The sequence below is a fragment of the Pseudomonas bharatica genome, from assembly GCF_048586865.1.
In the GTDB taxonomy this organism is placed as follows: Bacteria; Pseudomonadota; Gammaproteobacteria; order Pseudomonadales; family Pseudomonadaceae; genus Aquipseudomonas; species Aquipseudomonas bharatica.
In genome coordinates this window covers 111,731-129,530 of the sequence record NZ_JBMAWR010000011.1, presented here as the reverse complement: position 1 = coordinate 129,530, position 17,800 = coordinate 111,731, and the positions used below count along the sequence as shown (strand labels likewise).

The 17,800-nt window shown below is 63.8% G+C and carries 13 protein-coding genes; 5 read left to right on the top strand and 8 right to left on the bottom strand.

What is annotated here, in order from left to right:
* Nucleotides 1-25: 25 nt before the first annotated feature.
* The 3 genes from hrpA (at nucleotide 26) to ACKLLE_RS14760 (ending at nucleotide 6,843) form a co-directional block, all read left to right on the top strand.
* A complete protein-coding gene (gene hrpA / locus ACKLLE_RS14770; protein WP_420058362.1) occupies nucleotides 26-3,937 on the top strand; it encodes an ATP-dependent RNA helicase HrpA in 3,912 nt (1,303 codons plus the stop codon).
* A 166-nt stretch (nucleotides 3,938-4,103) separates the two neighbouring features.
* Nucleotides 4,104-5,225: a beta-ketoacyl-ACP synthase III gene (locus ACKLLE_RS14765; protein ID WP_279896817.1), complete on the top strand. Its 1,122-nt coding sequence runs from the start codon at nucleotides 4,104-4,106 to the stop codon at nucleotides 5,223-5,225.
* Between the two features lie 205 nt (nucleotides 5,226-5,430).
* Entirely contained in the window at nucleotides 5,431-6,843 is a 1,413-nt protein-coding gene (locus ACKLLE_RS14760; RefSeq protein WP_009405184.1) for an aminotransferase-like domain-containing protein, read from the top strand.
* Here the strand turns inward: ACKLLE_RS14760 and ACKLLE_RS14755 are convergent.
* The 7 genes from ACKLLE_RS14755 to ACKLLE_RS14725 all read right to left on the bottom strand — a co-directional run bounded on the left by ACKLLE_RS14755 (nucleotide 6,794) and on the right by ACKLLE_RS14725 (nucleotide 12,717).
* Nucleotides 6,794-7,084, bottom strand: coding sequence for a hypothetical protein (locus tag ACKLLE_RS14755; protein ID WP_158467721.1), 291 nt, complete (start codon nucleotides 7,082-7,084; stop codon nucleotides 6,794-6,796). The two genes, ACKLLE_RS14760 and ACKLLE_RS14755, sit on opposite strands and share 50 nt — an antisense overlap.
* A gap of 42 nt (nucleotides 7,085-7,126) precedes the next feature.
* On the bottom strand, nucleotides 7,127-7,888 hold the full coding sequence (locus ACKLLE_RS14750; RefSeq protein ID WP_420058361.1) for a class I SAM-dependent methyltransferase: 762 nt from the start codon (nucleotides 7,886-7,888) through the stop codon (nucleotides 7,127-7,129).
* A gap of 64 nt (nucleotides 7,889-7,952) precedes the next feature.
* A complete protein-coding gene (locus ACKLLE_RS14745; protein ID WP_009405178.1) occupies nucleotides 7,953-8,852 on the bottom strand; it encodes a DMT family transporter in 900 nt (299 codons plus the stop codon).
* A 65-nt stretch (nucleotides 8,853-8,917) separates the two neighbouring features.
* The gene (locus tag ACKLLE_RS14740) at nucleotides 8,918-9,541 is read right to left on the bottom strand and encodes a 2OG-Fe(II) oxygenase (protein WP_009405177.1); all 624 of its coding nucleotides are present in this window, start codon (nucleotides 9,539-9,541) and stop codon (nucleotides 8,918-8,920) included.
* Between the two features lie 2 nt (nucleotides 9,542-9,543).
* The gene (locus tag ACKLLE_RS14735) at nucleotides 9,544-10,773 is read right to left on the bottom strand and encodes a hypothetical protein (protein ID WP_420058360.1); all 1,230 of its coding nucleotides are present in this window, start codon (nucleotides 10,771-10,773) and stop codon (nucleotides 9,544-9,546) included.
* Nucleotides 10,773-11,972, bottom strand: a complete 1,200-nt coding sequence (locus ACKLLE_RS14730) for a hypothetical protein (protein ID WP_279896807.1) — start codon at nucleotides 11,970-11,972, stop codon at nucleotides 10,773-10,775. Before ACKLLE_RS14730 ends, ACKLLE_RS14735 begins: the two co-directional genes overlap by 1 nt.
* 4 nt (nucleotides 11,973-11,976) lie before the next feature.
* The gene (locus ACKLLE_RS14725) at nucleotides 11,977-12,717 is read right to left on the bottom strand and encodes an SDR family NAD(P)-dependent oxidoreductase (protein WP_420058358.1); all 741 of its coding nucleotides are present in this window, start codon (nucleotides 12,715-12,717) and stop codon (nucleotides 11,977-11,979) included.
* Nucleotides 12,718-13,092: 375 nt separating this feature from the next.
* Here ACKLLE_RS14725 and ACKLLE_RS14720 point away from each other — a divergent pair, with 375 nt between their 5' ends.
* Both ACKLLE_RS14720 and ACKLLE_RS14715 read left to right on the top strand, forming a co-directional pair.
* Nucleotides 13,093-14,406 carry an OprO/OprP family phosphate-selective porin gene (locus ACKLLE_RS14720; RefSeq protein ID WP_420058356.1) on the top strand — a complete coding sequence of 438 codons (1,314 nt, stop codon included), beginning with the start codon at nucleotides 13,093-13,095 and terminating at the stop codon, nucleotides 14,404-14,406.
* Nucleotides 14,407-14,804: 398 nt separating this feature from the next.
* Complete coding sequence (locus tag ACKLLE_RS14715) at nucleotides 14,805-15,929, top strand: GNAT family N-acetyltransferase (RefSeq protein ID WP_420058355.1); 1,125 nt, start codon at nucleotides 14,805-14,807, stop codon at nucleotides 15,927-15,929.
* A 9-nt stretch (nucleotides 15,930-15,938) separates the two neighbouring features.
* Here the strand turns inward: ACKLLE_RS14715 and ACKLLE_RS14710 are convergent, their stop codons facing one another.
* Nucleotides 15,939-17,774, bottom strand: coding sequence for an ABC transporter ATP-binding protein (locus tag ACKLLE_RS14710; protein ID WP_009405171.1), 1,836 nt, complete (start codon nucleotides 17,772-17,774; stop codon nucleotides 15,939-15,941).
* Between the last annotated feature and the right edge of the window lie 26 nt (nucleotides 17,775-17,800).

The following is a 17,800-nucleotide window of genomic DNA, read 5'->3' as shown; positions in this document are numbered from 1 at the left end:
ACACGCCTGCGCCGCCAAAGACCTCATGACTGACCAGAACGCCGCCATCGGGCAACTGCTGAAAAACCTCGATCACGCCATGATCGCCGAGCGCCATCGCCTGCGCCGACAACTCCACGAACTGCGCAAGCGTCCCGACGATGCGAAGCTGGCCCAGTGGGCGCAGCGGGTCCAGGCGTCCTGCGACCAGGCCGTGGCGCGCAAGGCCAGCGTGCCCACGGTGCGCTACGACGACAGCCTGCCCATCGCCGCCAAGCGCGACGAGATCAAGAAGCTGGTAGCGGAAAACCAGGTGGTGATCATTGCCGGCGAGACCGGCTCGGGGAAAACCACCCAGTTGCCGAAGATCTGCCTGGAGCTGGGGCGCGGCCAGTTCGGCCTGATCGCCCATACCCAGCCACGGCGGATCGCTGCGCGCAGCGTCGCCAGCCGGGTTGCCGAAGAACTGGGGACGCCGCTGGGCGCGCTGGTCGGCTACCAGGTGCGCTTCGAGGACCAGAGCGACGCCAATACCCTGGTCAAGCTGATGACCGACGGTATCCTCCTGGCCGAAACCCAGCACGACCGTTTCCTCGAACGCTACGACACGATCATCGTCGACGAGGCCCACGAGCGCAGCCTCAACATCGATTTCCTCCTCGGCTACCTGAAGACCCTGCTGCCCCGCCGCCCGGACCTGAAGGTGATCATCACCTCGGCGACCATCGACCTGGAGCGCTTTTCCAAGCACTTCGACGATGCGCCGATCATCGAGGTGTCCGGCCGTACCTTCCCGGTGGAAACCTGGTACCGCCCGCTGACCAGCGAGCAGGACGAGGAGGGCAACCGGGTCGAGGACGATCTCACCGTGGACCAGGCGATCCTTGCCACCCTCGACGAGATCGCCGCCCACGAGCGCAGCGTCGGCAAGGGCCCGGGCGATGTGCTGGTGTTCCTCCCCGGCGAACGGGAGATCCGCGATGCCGCCGAGGTGCTGCGCAAGGCGCAGTTGCGCCATACCGAGATCCTGCCGCTGTACGCGCGCCTGTCGCCGGCCGAGCAGCAGCGCATCTTCCAGTCCCATCCGGGGCGCAGGGTGGTACTGGCGACCAACGTCGCCGAAACCTCGCTGACCGTGCCGGGCATCCGCTACGTGATCGACAGCGGTACCGCGCGCATCAGCCGCTACAGCTATCGCGCCAAGGTCCAGCGCCTGCCGGTCGAGGCGGTGTCCCAGGCCAGCGCCAACCAGCGCAAGGGCCGTTGCGGCCGGGTCGAACCCGGCATCTGCGTGCGCCTGTACAGCGAAGAGGATTTCAACGCGCGGCCGGCCTTCACCGACCCGGAAATCCTGCGCACCAACCTGGCCGCGGTGATCCTGCAGATGCTCCATCTGCGCCTCGGCGAGATCGACGCCTTCCCCTTCATCGAGCCGCCGGATGGCAAGGCCATCAGCGATGGCTTCAACCTGTTGCAGGAACTCTCCGCGGTCAACCGCGAGAACCAGCTGACCCCGCTGGGCCGCCAGCTGGCGCGCCTGCCGGTAGACCCGCGGCTGGGCCGCATGCTGCTCGAAGGCGCGAAACAGGGCAGCCTGCAGGAAGTGCTGATCGTCGCCAGCGCCCTGTCGGTGCAGGACCCGCGCGAGCGTCCGCCGGAGCGCCAGCAGGCTGCCGACCAGGCCCACGCGCAGTGGAAGGACGCCGACTCCGACTTCGCCGCGCTGGTCAACCTGTGGCGCGGCTTCGAAGAGCAGCGCCAGGAACTGACCTCCAGCCCGCTGCGCAATTGGTGCCGGAAGAACTTCCTCAACTACCTGCGCCTGCGCGAGTGGCGCGACGCCCATCGCCAGCTCGGGCTGATCTGCCGTGACCTGCAATTGGGCATCAACAAGGAACCGGCGGACTTCCCGCGGCTGCACAAGGCGATCCTCTCCGGCCTGCTCAGCCAGATTGGCCAGAAGACCGAGGAAGGCGATTACCTCGGCGCCCGCCAGCGACGTTTCTGGGTGCATCCGTCCTCGGGCATCGGCAAGAAACGCCCGCAATGGATCATGGCCGCCGAACTGGTAGAAACCACCAAGCTCTACGCGCGCATGGTGGCGAAGATCGATTCCGACTGGATCGAGCCGCTGGCCGGCCATCTGCTGAAGAAAAACCACTTCGAGCCGCACTGGGAGAAGAAGCGCGGCCAGGTGGTGGCCTTCGAGCAGGTCACCCTGTACGGCCTGATCGTGGTCGGCCGGCGTCCGGTGCATTACGGGCCGATCGATCCGCAGGCCTCCCGCGAGCTGTTTATCCGCGAGGGCCTGGTGGGCGGCGAAATCAACTCCCGCGCCAAGTGCCTGGCGGCGAACAGAAAGCTGCTGGAGGAACTCGACGAACTGGAAGCCAAGGCGCGGCGCCGCGACATCCTCGCCGACGAAGAAACCCTCTACGGCTTCTACGAGGCGCGCCTGCCGGCGGAGATCCACCAGACCGCCACCTTCGACAGCTGGTACCGGGTCAACAGCCAGAAAGACCCGCAGTTGCTGATCATGCGCGCCGAGGACGTGCTGGCCCGCGAGGCCAGCGAAGTCACCGCCGCGCAGTACCCCGACACCTTGCGCCTGGGTGACCTGAAGCTGTCGCTGAGCTATCACTTCGAGCCCAACCATGCCCGTGATGGCGTGACCGTCAGGGTGCCGGCGCCCTTGCTGCCAAGCCTGCCGGGCGAGCGCCTCGAATGGCTGGTGCCGGGCTTGCTGGAAGCCAAGTGCATTGCCCTGGTGCGCAACCTGCCCAAGGCCCTGCGCAAGAACTTCGTGCCGGTGCCGGACTTCGTCAAGGCGGCCCTGGCGCGCATGACCTTCGCCGAGGGCTCGCTGCCCCAGGCCCTCGGTCGCGAGCTGCTGCGCATGACCGGCGCGCGGGTCAGCGACGAAGCCTGGGCCGAGGCGGCGGAGCAGCTGGAAAACCACCTGAAGATGAACATCGAGGTGGTCGACGGCCAGGGCAAGTTCCTCGGCGAAGGCCGCGACCTGGCCGAGCTGACCGCCCGCTTTGCCGCGGCCAGCCAGGCCGCATTGGCCGTGCCGCAGTCGGAGAAGACACAGAAACCAGTGGAGGCCAAGGGCTTCGGCAAGGTCGAGCAGACCGCCCAGCAAAAGATCGCCGGGCTGTCGATGACGGTCTACCCGGCGCTGGTGGAAGAGGGCGGTACGGTCAAGGAAGGACGCTTCTCGACCCAGGCCGAGGCCACTTTCCAGCATCGCCGCGCCTTGCAGCGCCTGCTGCTGCAACAACTAGCCGAACCGGCGAAGTTCCTGCGCGGCAAGCTGCCGGGCCTGACCGAGCTGGGCCTGCTCTATCGCGAGCTGGGGCGCGTCGAATCGCTGGTCGAGGACATCCTCCTGGCCAGCCTCGACAGTTGCGTGCTGGAGGGCGAAAGCACCTTGCCACGTGATGGGGCGGCGCTGGCCTCGCTGGCCGAACGCAAGCGCGGCGACTGGACCGGGCATGCCGAGCGCCTGGCCCGGCTGGTCCTGGAGATTCTCAAGCTGTGGCACGGCCTGCAGAAACGTTTCAAGGGCAAGATCGACCTGTCCCAGGCGGTGGCGCTCAACGATATCAAGCAGCAGCTTGGCAACCTGGTCTATCCGGGCTTCGTCCGCGAGACCCCGGGCCTGTGGCTCAAGGAACTGCCGCGCTACCTGAAGGCGATCGAACTGCGCCTGGAAAAACTTGGCGCGCAGGTGCAGAAGGACCGAGTCTGGAGTGGCGAGCTGGGTAACCTCTGGACGCAATACAAGGCCCGCGCCGACAAGCATGCCCAGGAAGGCAAGCGCGACGAGCAGTTGCAGGTGTACCGCTGGTGGCTGGAGGAATACCGGGTCTCGCTGTTCGCCCAGCAACTGGGGACCAAGGTGCCGATTTCCGACAAGCGCCTGGGCAAGCAATGGAGCCAGGTGGAAGCCTGACCGGCGCAGTTGTGGCACACTTGGCAGCATTTACCGCGACCGGACGCTCGTTCCGGTCGCGGCAACCGATACCCGAACAGCCGGCAATGGCTCTGCCCCAAGGGGTCGTTGCATTTGCAAGCTGGTACCTTGGTGCCAACTTGAAGAACCCAACAGAGGATCGATCGTGCATAACGTCGTCATCAGCGGCACTGGCCTGTACACCCCGGCCAACAGCATTTCCAACGAAGAGCTGGTGGAATCCTTCAACACCTTCGTCGCCCGATTCAACGCCGACAACGCCGAGGCCATCGCGCGCGGCGAGGTCCAGGCCCTGGCCGAGTCCAGCGCTGCCTTCATCGAAAAGGCCTCGGGGATCAAGAGCCGTTTCGTCATGGACAAGGACGGCATCCTCGACCCGCAGCGCATGAAGCCGCGCCTGCCCGAGCGCAGCAACGACGAGCCGTCGATCCTCTGCCAGATGGCCGTGGCCGCCGCCGAGCAGGCACTGCAACGCGCCGGGCGCACCGCTGCCGACGTCGATGCGGTGATCGTCGCCTGCTCCAACCTGCAGCGTCCGTACCCGGCCATCGCCATCGAGGTGCAGCAGGCCCTGGGCATCAACGGCTTCGGCTTCGACATGAACGTCGCCTGTTCCTCGGCCACCTTCGGCATCCAGGTCGCCTGCAACAGCGTGCAACTGGGCCAGGCCCGCTCGGTGCTGGTGGTCAGCCCGGAAATCTGTACCGGCCACCTCAACTTCCGCGACCGCGACAGCCACTTCATCTTCGGTGACGCCGCCACCGCCGTGCTGGTCGAGCGCGCCGACCTGGCCACCTCGGCGCATCAGTTCGAGATCGTCAGCACCAAACTGCTGACCCAGTTCTCCAACAACATCCGCAACAACTTCGGCTTCCTCAACCGTGCGGCGGAAGAGGGCATCGGCGCGCCGGACAAGCTGTTCGTCCAGGAAGGCCGCAAGGTGTTCCGCGAGGTTTGCCCGATGGTCGCCGAACTGATCGGCACGCACCTGGCGGAAAACAACCTCAACGTCAGCGACGTGAAGCGGTTCTGGCTGCACCAGGCCAACCTGAGCATGAACCAGCTGATCGTCAAGAAGCTGCTGGGCCGTGACGCGCTGGAGGAGGAAGCACCGGTGATTCTCGACCGTTATGCCAACACCAGCTCGGCGGGTTCGGTGATTTCCCTGCACAGCCACCAGGATGACCTGCCCAAGGGCGCGCTGGGCGTGCTCAGTTCGTTCGGTGCCGGTTATTCCATCGGCAGCGTGATCCTGCGCAAGCGCTGATCTCCCGAGCGACGCGTACCCTGTGGGAGCGGGTTCACCCGCGATTGCGGTAGTGAATTCACCGTCGTAATCGCGGGTGAACCCGCTCCCACAAGGTACGCGTTACGCCACGTCATTGATCCGGAATCCAGGAGGACTGGTGTAATCTGCCGGCAAAAAGCCATAAGCTTTCGAAGCGGCATCGGTTTCAGCAGGGTTAAGCAAAATGTTCGAGATAGATCGCAACAGCAAAGTGCTGTTGGTGGACCAGATTCGCAACGCAATCATCAGCCGCATCGAGGCCTTCCAGTGGGTCCGCGGCAGCCGACTGCCATCGGTCCGGGCTCTGTCCAAACAGCTGGGCGTGAGTATCTTCACGGTCAGCAGCGCCTATGAAGACCTTGTGGCCCGGCAGATCATCGAGTCGCGCCCGGGCGCGGGTTACTACATCCTCGCTTCCGGCCCCGCCGACACCGGCAAGGACGCCGAGCGGATGATCCCGCCCTCCAGCCTGCATGCCGGGTTCCTGTACCGTGCGCTGGACCCTTCGCAATACGATTTCCCGGTCAGCTCCGGCTACCTGCCGCCCTCGTGGCTGGCCGATGCGGTGCCGGCGTCGGTCACCGGCCGGCTGATCCGCAATACCCTGTCCTGCAGCGTCCCGGCCCCGGCCGCCGGCAGCCAGGAGCTGCGCTCGGTGATCGCCAAGAAGCTGCGCGAGCTGCAGATCAATGCCTCCAGCACCCAGATCGTGGTGACCATCGGCGCTACCCACGCGTTCTCGCTGATCCGCAACATGATGCTCGAGCCCGGGGATTACCTGCTGGTCGAGGACCCCAGCTACCTGCTGCTGCAGCTCAAGCTGATCAAGGACCGCGATTTCAACATCATCACCGTGCCACGCACCCACGATGGCCCGGACCTGGAAGTCATGGAGGAAATGGTCGCCAGGTACCGGCCCAAGCTGTTCCTGACCCAGACCCTGATCCATAACCCGACCGGCGGTAACACCTCGCCGGCCAAGGGCTTCCGCATCCTGTCGCTGGCGCAGAAATACGATTTCCATATCGTCGAGGACGATATCTTCGGCGCCCTGTGCACCAAGCAGACCCTGCGCCTGAGCAGCCTCGACGAGTGGAACCGGACCTTCTACCTGAGCGGTTTCAGCAAGGTGCTCAGCCCGGCGCTGCGCCTGGGCTACGTGGTGGCCCCGCCGGTCTTCGTCGAGCGCCTGGTGGAACAGAAGATGTACAACGTGCTGTGCGGCTCGTCGCTGGACGAGACCATCGTGGCCTACACCCTGGAATCCGGGCGCTACCAGCATCATCTGGATGCCTTGCGCCAGCGGGTGATGCACGAACGCATCCGCGCGCGCGACTGGCTGACCAAAGTGGGGGTGGAAATCGACGAGGGCGTGGTGGAGGGCTTGTTTATCTGGGCGCGCTTCCCTGCGCACGTGGATCTTCGCCGCCTGATCGAAGAGGCGCACGATGCGCGGATCTTCCTGGCCCCGGGGTCACTGTTCAGCAACACCCGCGGGTACGACCAGTACATCCGCTTGAATGTCAGTCATTGCAACGACATTCGTTTCAGACAATTTGTCGCTGACCATCTATGCAGCGAAACTGCCAGCGCTTGAAGTAGTCGGCGAAGGTACTTACCTGTCCCAGGTCCTCATAGGAATAGATCACCCCGTTGAGGATCTGCACCACGTCGTTGTCGCCCAGGGTCGGGATAAAGGAATCCTCGAGGATCTCCATGCCGTTCACGGTCAGGCTCAGATCGTCGATCCAGTACAGCGGCTTGCCATCCTTGCCCGACCAGATCCGGCTGTCGGCATAAAAGGACTTGAGCGCCAATCCATTGGTTTGCATGGGCATAACGTTGATCCCGCTTCGACTGATTGAAGTGTTGGCCATGGCTCAGGCCTTCCTGTGTGCCTTGAACCGCAGGCGCGTCGCATCCACGGTCCAGCGTCCGCTGCTGTCTTGCAGATCGCGGACCAGTTCTTCCGTTACCTCTTCAAGGAAAGCCGTGCGCATCGGCGCTGGTACCACCTGCAGGAAGTGACCACAGCATTCATTGATCCACTGCGCGATCGGCACATCCAGCACCAGCGGCTGTTCGAACCAGCTGATATGGCTGACATGGAACCCGGCCTGCTCCAGCACCTGCTGGTACTCATGGGCGCCGGGCAGGTACCAGCGCTCCAGTTCGCTGCCGTCGATCGAGCGGCGTTCCAGTGCGCCGTGCAGGGCGCGGCGGATCAGCGCGGCATGGCCGCTGCCCGGGAACTCGCCGACGAAGCGTCCGCCCGGCTTGAGCGCCATGAAGGCGCCGATGGCCACTTCATTGGCCTGGTGCATCTCGTGCAGGGCGTCATGGCTGAACACCACATCGAACTCCTGATGGAAATACAGCTCCTCGGCATTGCCACGCTTCACATCGAGACCGCGGGCACGGGCTGCCACCACCCGCTCCGGACTGATGTCGAAGCCCACCACCCCGGCGCCCTGGCTGGCCAGTTGCGCACTCAGGCAGCCGTCGCCGCAGCCGATATCCAGCACCTGTTCGTCGGCCTTGAGTGCCAACAGGCCCAGTACGCCATCGACGTAGCGGGCAATGCAGTGCGTGGGGGTGTCCGGCGGCTCGCTGCCGGGGCGGAAAAAACTCGGAGCACTCATCTCGATGTTTCCGTCTGTTGCGGGATAAAAAGGCGCGTGCCGGTCGCCCGACACGCGCAAATGTTCAGAGTCGCTTGGACAGCCAGACCAGCACGATGACGATGGCGCACACCGCCGGGGTCAGCCAGTTCCAGGCTTCGCCCATCAGCCAGATGGAGAAGGCGAAGGTGAAGAAGGGTTGCAGCAGCTGCAGTTGGCTGATGCGCTGGATGCCGCCCAGGGCCATGGCACGGTTCCACGAGAAGAAGCCCAGCAGCGAATTGATCAGGGCCAGGAACAGCAAGGCGGCGATGCCCTGGCCGGGCAGGTTGGCAATGGTCTCGCCGTCATACAGGTACAGGCTGACCGGCAGCAGCACCGGCAGGCTGACCACCAGGGTCCAGCACATGACCTGCCAGCCCGGCAGCTCCTTGGACAGCGCACCGCCCTGGGCGTAGCCGAAGCCGGCCAGGACCACGGCGCCGAGCAGGGCCAGGTCGCCGATGTAGATGTCCTTCACATCGGACTTGATCACGGTGTAGGCGAACACGGTGAGGAAGCCCAGGCTCGACACCAGCCAGAACATTTTCGATGGCCGGGTGCCGGTGATCAGGGTGCCGAAGATCGCGGTGGACAGCGGCAAGGCGGCCAGCACCACGCCGCCGTGGCTCACCGGCACGTACTGCATGCCCAGTGCGGTGAGGATCGGGAAACCGTAGACGATGCCGGTGGAGGTCAGCAGCATGCGCTTGATCTGCGAGCCGTTGGGCAGTTTTGCCCGGCCGATGATCAGGAACGGAATCGCCGCGAGCGCAGCCAGTACCGAGCGGAAAAAGCCGACCTGCAGGGCGCTCAGGTCGCCGGCGAGCATCTTCGCCGCCGGCAGGGTCATGGCGAAGGCGGCGACGGAAATCAGGCCGAGGAAGTAGGCCTGCAGGTCCTGGTTCTTGGTGTCTTGAAAACTGGCGACTGTACTTTGCGTCATTGCAGCGGTTCCTTGTGGCTTTACCGGTAAGGCATCCGCCCGTCATGGGCGGATGCGCACGCCGGTCAGATCTGTTTGTTGTTCAGGTTCGGTTTGTCCAGCGGGCTGGTGCTGAGGAAGAACACCAGGGAGGTGCGCGTCCCGCTTTCCACCTTGCGCACGCCGTGGGGAATCTCGCAGCGGTTGATCAGCACATCGGCATAGCCGGTCTTGAGCTGGTGCTCCTTGCCTTCGTAGTCAACGAAGAACTCGCCACCGCCGTAGTCCTTGCCGAACTGGATCACCACCGAGTAGCGGTACTCCAGGTTGCTGTAGGTGTCGATGTGCTTGCCGATGAAGTTGCCGGCCTCCAGCTGGTTGGCCTGGCAACGGCGGATGAAGCACTCTTCGCCCATGATGCCGTTGAAGAACTCGCGGCTCTTGCCGGAGGAAAGGATCTCCACCACGCGCTTGCCCCACGGATCGTTGCGGTACACCGGCAACTGGCCTTTCTGGTCTTCCATGAAACGGCCGACCGAGAGGAAGTTCTGCTCGCCCACGTCACCGATCTCGATGATGGTCTTGGGGATCACCTGGCAGGCTTCTTCCATGTAGGCCAGGTCTTCCCGGGAGAACAGCTGGGCAGCGTTGAGGGCTGCGTAGGCGGTGCTGTTCAGTTGCTGGCTTGCCGCTTGAATCGTCTCTTGCATGATCAGGCTCCTTGAGAACTGGGCGTGGGGTACAGCGTGTCTTGGGGTTGGGTGGCCTCGGTGTGCAGCGGGCCGAAAGGCTCGCGCACGCCGCGGCACATGTGGTCGCGAATCAGGTACAGGCCGGCCATGAAGCCCCAGACTTCGAGGAAGGGGCCGTAGCTCGAAGGCTGGCCTTCGATGCTGGCGCGGTAGTTGGCGATATGCCGGTAATGCACGTTCGGGCGACGGTGGTGGGCGTCGTGGTTGGGCAGGTCCTGCGGATAGACGTACAGGCGCACCGGTACATCCAGCAGCAGTGCCTTGAGCAGCCACGTGCTCCAGGCGACGACGCCACCGCTCGGCGGCGTGCGGCCCTGGAAGCGGCCCCAGGTCAGGCGGCCGTAATGCGGCTTGTCGGCCCGGCCATCCTCGCGCTGGTAGAACCACAGGTGTTCGGTGAACAGCTGCAACCACATCGAATGCTCGAACAGCACTGCCCGCGGGATCCCGTAGATCAGGGCGAAGGCCATCAGGCTATCGGTGGCCCACAGCAGCACCAGCAGCACCGCCCAGAACGCCAGGCGAAAGCGCACTTCGTCCCGTGGCGGACGCACGAAGCAGTCATGCAGCGTCGCGCGCCACTGGCGCAGCAGGTAGGCCGGACGGAACGGCGTGCAGATCACCCGCCACCAGTAGGCCAGCTCCGGCATGCCCGGGTAGAAGCCCTGGGCCTGGATGAAACGCTGGTCCGGGTCGATGTCGGTGCACAGCACATGGATATTGTGGTGTTCACGGACATGGCTCTGGTTGTAGGTGTCCCAGTCCTGGTACAGCAGCGGCGTGCTCAGGAACAGCCGCGCGTAACGCTGGGCCCGCGCCTTGTCCTTGAGCACCGCACCGTGGGTCAGGTAATGGAAGGTCGCCTGCATGCTGCGCAGGCGGTTGACCATCAGCACCCAGGCCGCAAGCACCAGCAGTACCGAGAGCAGCGGGTGGAAAGCGCCTTCCAGCACCGTCTTGCCGAGCAGCACCAGGCCGATCATCACGGCCCAGGTGAACAGCAGGTGGGTCAGCAGGAAGCGCTCGCCGGTCTGCTCCATCCGTTGCTTCAGCACGTCGGCCGGTTGCGCCTGGCCCTTGCCGGTCAGCCAGGTCCACAGCGGCTGGAACGGCAGCCGGGCGTAGGCCGCGCGCAGGTTGCCCTGCGGCCCGTACTGGCAGTAATGGGTGGCGTTGTCGTGCTGGTTCATCAGTACACCCGCGTCAGGTAAAGGACCGGGATGTCGCTATACAACCAGTAGAACGGCTGCATGCGGTTATGGTCGGCACCGATCACGATCGGGTTCTGCCATTGCGCGGCGAACACCTTGCCGATGGCCGCGTACTCGGCGCCCTGGGCGTAGAGGATCTGCATCAGTTCCTCGTTGCTGCGCTGCTGGTGCCAGGCCTGGTACAGCGGCAGGCGGGCATTGAAGATCGCCGCGTAGTCCAGGTCACTGTCGACGATGCAGCCGTTGTCGCGCCTGGCCAGGCGCTGCTCGGCATCGGCGGTCATGGCGCGCCACTGTGCTTCGCCACCGGCGGCCTCGGCGATCATGATCGACTCGGTGTCCGGGCCGAGGATGTCGAGGATCTTCTGCTGGCTGATGCGCAGCTTGCGGGCGAAGCCCTCGCGGGTTTCCTTGAGGCGGTTCAGGGTCGAGGCGTCGAAGCCTTCGAAATCGCCCGCGCCGACGGCGATGCGCGCGTCGATGCCGTGTTTCTTCAGGACCGCTTGCAGCACCGGCAAGGTCTTGACCACCCGCCCGGCGACCAGGCCGATGCCCTCGCCCAGGTGCTCGAAGGTGTAGCGCAGGCGACCGTTCTTGCTTTCGTAGCCGTAGTCCGGGCAGACCGGCGAAACCAGGGTGATGGGTTCACCGGCAAGGCCCTTGGCCAGTGTTTCGGCGAAACGGGCCATGAAGTGCGGCGCCGAGGTGGTGAAGGAGAGGCGTTCGAAGGCTTTCTCCAGGTCGATCACCAGGGCGTCCGGCAGCACTGTCATGGCTGGGTAGCGAACCTTCAGCGCCGGGGTGGTTACCGTGTTGTCGTTGACCGCGCAAAGCAGCAGGTTGAGCAACGAAGGACGGCTTTGGTTGATATAGGGTTTATCCAGAATCAGGGTCTTGCGGCCTTCGTCATTGCGAACTTGCCATTGAAAGCCCGGAAACTTCGACTGAATGAAACGGTAGAACGGCATATAGCGTGGAAGTCCGGTCTGTTCATCATCTTCGCGTTGGAAGTTGGCATAGACGGCGGACAGCCGGGACACTTCTTCTTCAATGCACAATGCCTTGACCAGATCGGCCGGTGGTTGTTGCGATAGCGAGATCGGCGACAACACGCGCTTGCTGATCAACTTATGGGTAAGTTTGTTTCTGACGTAATACTTCGCGAGAGATTGGCTCATGGCATCACCGATACGAAAGTTCCTGGTCAGCAGGCGTTAGTTCGATAAGGTTGATATTCACGTGTGGGGGCTGGCGCAGGGCCCAGACCACCGCGTTGGCGACATCTTCCGGTTGCAGCGGGGTCAGGCTGCTGTACACCTGGTCGGCGCGGGCCTGGTCGCCTTCGTTCTGCACCAGGGCGAACTCCGAGCGGGTCTTGCCCGGCGCAATGGTGGTCAGGCGTACCCGGCTGCCCACCAGTTCGGTGCGCAGGCAGCGGCCGAAATGGTCGACGAAGGCCTTGGAGGCGGCGTACACGTGGCCGCCCTGGTAATGCACATGGGCCCCGATCGAACTCAGGTTGACCACGTGGCCCTGGCCGCTGGCGATCAGCCTCGGCAATAGCGCACGGGTCACGTTGATCAAGCCGTGGACATTGGTATCGAGCATGGTTGCAATCTGCTCGTCCGTGATATCCAGTAACTTGCCGTGGCCTTGCAGCAGGCCGGCGGCATTTACAAGTTTGCTGATCGTTGCAAATGCTTCGGGCAACTCATTGATCCGTTCATTCAACGACTTTTTGTCGCGAACATCACACTGCAGAGGATGGAAACTTCCGTGGAATTCATCCGCCAATGCATTCAGGCGGTCTTCACGACGGCCGATTCCGATAACCTTGCTTCCCTGCCTTAGCAACGTTCTGGCGCAAGCCAGCCCGATGCCAGACGTCACTCCGGTGACGACGACCGTTTCATCAGTTTTCAATTGGTGCTCCTTCTAACTTGCACTTTTAGGTGGGGTGGTGTTGCTACCTGTAAGCGTCCGTGCCTGATGAACGGGTGCAGATTAGAAAGAGCGCGGGGGGATGTACCGGTACAGCCGGAGCGCTGCGCGCCGAACTGTCTGGTCGCCGGACCATGACAGTTGGCGGGGCGGCATCAGGACGGTGGCGGGCGTCCCGTCAAGGCGTTTTGCCATATTCCTGTTCGGAGTAAAAAAGTTCCCTTGTCACAAAACATTTATATAAAAGCCACTGATCTGAAATAACCCCCCGCCAAGATTCCTCCCCAGCACAAGCGGCCCTGGCCGCGTGTTTTTTCAACGTAATCAAGACCATAAAACGTTAGGGGAGCTTCATCGATGATCCGTAAGCACTTCGCAGGTTTCGTAGCCAGCGCCTTGGCCATGGCCGTTACCGCCCAGGCTTTCGCGGGTACCGTGACCACCGACGGCGCCGATATCGTAGTCAAGACCAAGGGTGGCCTCGAGGTCGCTACTACTGACAAGCAATACAGCTTCAAGATCGGTGGTCGTATCCAGGCCGACTACAGCCGCTTCGACGGTTTCTACACCAACAACGGCAACACTGCCGATGCTGGCTACTTCCGTCGCGCCTTCCTCGAGATCGGCGGTGTCCTGGCTACCGACTGGGCTTACCAGGTCAACTACGACTTCTCCCACAACGCCGGTGGTGACAACCGTTCCGAAGACGGCTACTTCGACGAAGCCTCGCTGGCCTACAACGGCTTCAAGCCAGTGTCGATCAAGGTCGGTCGCTTCGACCCCGAGTTCGGCTTGGAAAAAGCCACCAGTTCCAAGTGGGTCACCGCTCCGGAGCGCACCGCAGCCTATGACCTGGCCGACTGGGTCAACAGCCACAACGGCGGCCTGGGTATCCAGGCTTCGAGCAACATCGGTGAGTCCGTCTACCTGTCCGGTGGTGTGTTCGCCAAGGACGCCACCAACGCCGACAAGGATGGCGACAGCACCAAGCAGTTCAACTTCCGTGGCGTCTTCGCGCCACTGCACAGCGACGGCAACGTCCTGCACTTCGGTCTGAACCTGGCGCAACGCGACCTGTCCGACACCGCGTTCGACGGCCGTATCCGCAGCCGCCTGGGCATGCGTGGCGTGAGCACCGACGGTGGCCAGGATGCCGGTACCAACGGCAACCGCCTGACCCTGGCTGGCGCCAACAACACGCCGGCCGGCGCCTACGACACCGACCGCGCCTGGGGTCTGGAAGCTGCCTTCGCCACCGGCCCGTTCTCGGTGCAGGGCGAATACCTCAAGCGCAAGGTCGAGGCTGACGCCGCTGCCTACCAGGACATCAAGGCCACCGGTTACTCCGCGCAAGTGGCCTACACCCTCACCGGCGAGGCCCGTGGCTACAAGCTCGGCAAGTTCGACGCGATCAAGCCGCAGAACAAGCAGATCGGTGCCTGGGAAGTGTTCTACCGCTACGACCATATCGAAGCCGAAGACGACAACGGTGCCTTCGCCAACGTCGGCGACATCGAAGGCAAGGTGCATAACCTGGGCCTGAACTGGTACGCCAACGAGTCGATCAAGCTGAGCGGTACCTACATCAAGGCCAAGGTCGACAACGCCCAGAACGCCAATGGCGACGACGATGGCGACGGTTTCGTACTGCGCGCACAGTACGTGTTCTAAGCAACGACGCTCCTTCATCCGTTAAATGTTCAGCCCCACTTCGGTGGGGCTTTTTTTTGGGCTTGTGTTGCTCTCCCGGGCCTCATCGCTGGCAAGCCAGCTCTCATAGAACAAAACATAACTCTTTGATTTGCAGGGACCTTGTGGGAGCGGGTTTCATCGGAGCGCCGAACCGCCGCGATTGCTATTTTGAATTCACTACCGCAATCGCGGGTGAACCCGCTCCCACAGGGTACGCGTCGTGCTTTGGAACTGTTCTCTGCGCGACAGCGCAGCCTGAAAGGCTGAGTGGACTCCTACAGGTACGCGAACCCTGTGGGAGCTGGCTTGCCAGCGATGAGGCCACCAGCTACAACACAAATCTTCTTTTCCTGCACACAACCCGGCAAACTCCTGCAATGCCGACGCTCATCCTGAACCACCTCGCCGAACTCGATGCCGCCACCTGGGACGCCCTGGTCCCGGCGGACCAGCCGTTCCTGCGTCACGCGTTTCTGCGCAGCCTGGAAGACAGCGGCAGCGTCACCCCGCGCACCGGCTGGACCCCGTCCCACCGCCTGCTTGCCGACGACAGCGGCAACGTCCTGGCCGCCATGCCGGCCTACGCCAAGACCCATTCCTTCGGCGAGTACGTGTTCGACCATGGCTGGGCCGATGCCTGCGCCAGAGCCGGGATCGGCTACTACCCGAAACTGCTTTGCGCCGTGCCGTTCTCGCCGGTCGGCGGGCCGCGCCTGCTGGGCGAGCCCCAGGCGCTGGCGCTGCTGCTGGACGAGGTCGAGGCATCACTGCTGGAACGGGGGCAGTCCGGCCTGCACGTGAATTTCACCGACTCCGCCGCCGACGCCATCCTGCAAGGACGCGACGGCTGGCTGCAGCGCCTCGGCTGCCAGTTCCACTGGCGCAACCGGGGCTACCGGGATTTCCAGGATTTTCTCGACGCCCTGGCGTCGCGCAAGCGCAAGCAGATGCGCAAGGAACGCGAGCAGGTGGCGGGGCAGGGGTTCGACTTCCGCTGGTATCACGGCGCCGAACTGAGCGAGGCGCAGTGGGACTTCGTCTACGCCTGCTATGCCAACACCTACGCGGTACGTCGCCGCGCACCCTATCTGACCCGTGACTTCTTCAGCCTGCTGGCCGAGCGCATGCCCGAGGCGATCCGCGTGGTAATGGCCGTGCAGGGCGGGCGCGAGGTGGCGATGGCATTCAGCCTGGTCGCTGGTGACAGCTTCTACGGGCGCTATTGGGGCTGCCTGGCCGAGTTCGACCGCCTGCATTTCGAAACCTGCTTCTACCAGGGCATGGACTACGCCATCGCCGAAGGTCTGCAGCGCTTCGATGCCGGTGCCCAGGGCGAGCACAAGCTGATCCGCGGTTTCGAACCGGTGATCACCCGCTCCTGGCACTACCTGCTGCACCCGGGCCTGCGCACGGCGGTGGAGGATTTCCTGGGTCAGGAGCGTGTCGGTGTACTGGCTTATGCAGAGGAGGCGCGTTCGGCCTTGCCGTATCGGCAGGGCTGAACGATCCGTTCAATCGACGCCGACGAAACCGCCGGTCTGGTGGTGCCACAGGCGGGCATAGAGTCCGCGCTGGGCCAGCAGTTCGGCGTGGCTACCCATCTCGGCGATCCGGCCTTTTTCCAGGACGACCAGGCGATCCATCCGGGCGATGGTCGAAAGGCGGTGGGCGATGGCAATCACGGTCTTGCCCTGCATCAGGGTTTCCAGGCTTTCCTGGATCGCCGCCTCGACCTCGGAGTCCAGTGCCGAGGTGGCTTCGTCCATGATCAGGATCGGCGCATTCTTCAGCAGCACCCGGGCGATCGCGATGCGCTGGCGCTGGCCGCCGGACAGCTTGACCCCGCGCTCGCCGACATGGGCGTCGAAGCCGGTGCGGCCCTGGGCGTCGCTGAGCAGCGGGATGAACTCGTCGGCCCGTGCACCACGCACCGCGTTCCATAACTCCTCGTCGCTGGCGTCGGGCTTGCCGTAGCGCAGGTTGTCGCGGATCGACCGGTGCAGCAGCGAGGTGTCCTGGGTAATCATGCCGATCTGCCCGCGCAGGCTCTGCTGGGTCACCCCGGCGATGTCCTGGCCGTCGATGAGGATTCGTCCGCCCTCCAGGTCATAGAGGCGCAGCAGCAGGTTGACCAGGGTCGATTTGCCCGCGCCGGACGGGCCGATCAGGCCGATCTTCTCGCCCGGACGGATATCCAGGTCGAGGTTGCTGATGATCCGGCTGCCGCTCTTGCCGTAGTGGAAGTCGACATTCTCGAAACGTACCGCGCCGCGCTCGACCTTCAGCGCCGGGGCGTTCGGCCTGTCGCTGACGCTGACCGGCTGGGCGATGCTTTCCAGGCCGTCCTGCACGGTGCCGATATTCTCGAAGATGCCGTTGACCACCCACATGATCCAGCCGCTCATGTTGACGATACGGATCACCAGGCCGGTGGCCAGGGCGATGGCGCCGGTACTGATCAGCGACTGGGTCCACAGCCACAGGGCAAGGCCGGTGGTGGTGACGATCAGCAGGCCATTCAGGCTGGTGATGACCACGTCCATGCTGGTGATGACCCGGCTGGCGAGCTGGGTCTTCTCGGTCTGCTCGCGGATCGCCTCGCGCGCGTATTGCTGCTCGAAATCGGTATGGGCGAACAGCTTGAGGGTGGCGATATTGGTGTAGCCATCGACGATGCGTCCCATCAGCTTGGAGCGGGCCTCGGACGACACCACCGAGCGCTCCTTCACCCGCGGCACGAAGTAGCGCAGCGCCAGGATGTAGCAGGCGATCCAGGTCAGCAGGGGGATCATCAGGCGCCAGTCGGCTTCGGCGAACAGCACCAGGGAACTGATGGCGTAGATGCTCACGTGCCACAGCGCGTCCATGGCCTGCACCAGCGAATCGCGCAGCGAATTGCCGGTCTGCATGATGCGCTGGGCAATGCGCCCGGCGAAGTCGCTCTGGAAGAAGTTCAGGCTTTGCTTGAGCACATAGGCGTGGTTCTGCCAGCGGATCATGCTGGTCATGCCCGGGCTGATGGCCTGGTGCACCATCAGGTCATGCAGGCCGACGAAGAGCGGCCTGAGGATCAGCGCCACCACCAGCATCCAGATGAGTTCGCCGGCGTGCTCGCTGAACAGGTTGACGTTGGGAGTGCCCTGGGCCAGGTCGATGATCCGGCTCAGGTAGCTGAACAGTGCCACCTCGATCAGCGCGACGATCAGGCCCAGCACCATCAGGGCGACGAAGGCCGGCCAGACCTGGCGCAGGTAGTAGAGATAGAAGGGCAGGACCCGTGAAGGAGGCGCCGCGGTGGGCGCCTCGCGAAAGATGTCGATCAACTGCTCGAAACGACGGAACAGCATGCAGCACTCCTGTAGTCGGGGCGGGC

Excerpts from the sequence above, each read along its gene's own strand:
- hrpA (WP_420058362.1), top strand. The coding sequence starts at position 26 with ATGACTGACCAGAACGCCGCCATCGGGCAACTGCTGAAAAACCTCGAT.
- ACKLLE_RS14760 (WP_009405184.1), top strand. The coding sequence starts at position 5,431 with ATGTTCGAGATAGATCGCAACAGCAAAGTGCTGTTGGTGGACCAGATT.
- ACKLLE_RS14755 (WP_158467721.1), bottom strand. The coding sequence starts at position 7,084 with ATGCCCATGCAAACCAATGGATTGGCGCTCAAGTCCTTTTATGCCGAC.
- ACKLLE_RS14750 (WP_420058361.1), bottom strand. The coding sequence starts at position 7,888 with ATGAGTGCTCCGAGTTTTTTCCGCCCCGGCAGCGAGCCGCCGGACACC.
- ACKLLE_RS14745 (WP_009405178.1), bottom strand. The coding sequence starts at position 8,852 with ATGACGCAAAGTACAGTCGCCAGTTTTCAAGACACCAAGAACCAGGAC.
- ACKLLE_RS14740 (WP_009405177.1), bottom strand. The coding sequence starts at position 9,541 with ATGCAAGAGACGATTCAAGCGGCAAGCCAGCAACTGAACAGCACCGCC.
- ACKLLE_RS14735 (WP_420058360.1), bottom strand. The coding sequence starts at position 10,773 with ATGAACCAGCACGACAACGCCACCCATTACTGCCAGTACGGGCCGCAG.
- ACKLLE_RS14730 (WP_279896807.1), bottom strand. The coding sequence starts at position 11,972 with ATGAGCCAATCTCTCGCGAAGTATTACGTCAGAAACAAACTTACCCAT.
- ACKLLE_RS14720 (WP_420058356.1), top strand. The coding sequence starts at position 13,093 with ATGATCCGTAAGCACTTCGCAGGTTTCGTAGCCAGCGCCTTGGCCATG.
- ACKLLE_RS14715 (WP_420058355.1), top strand. The coding sequence starts at position 14,805 with ATGCCGACGCTCATCCTGAACCACCTCGCCGAACTCGATGCCGCCACC.
- ACKLLE_RS14710 (WP_009405171.1), bottom strand. The coding sequence starts at position 17,774 with ATGCTGTTCCGTCGTTTCGAGCAGTTGATCGACATCTTTCGCGAGGCG.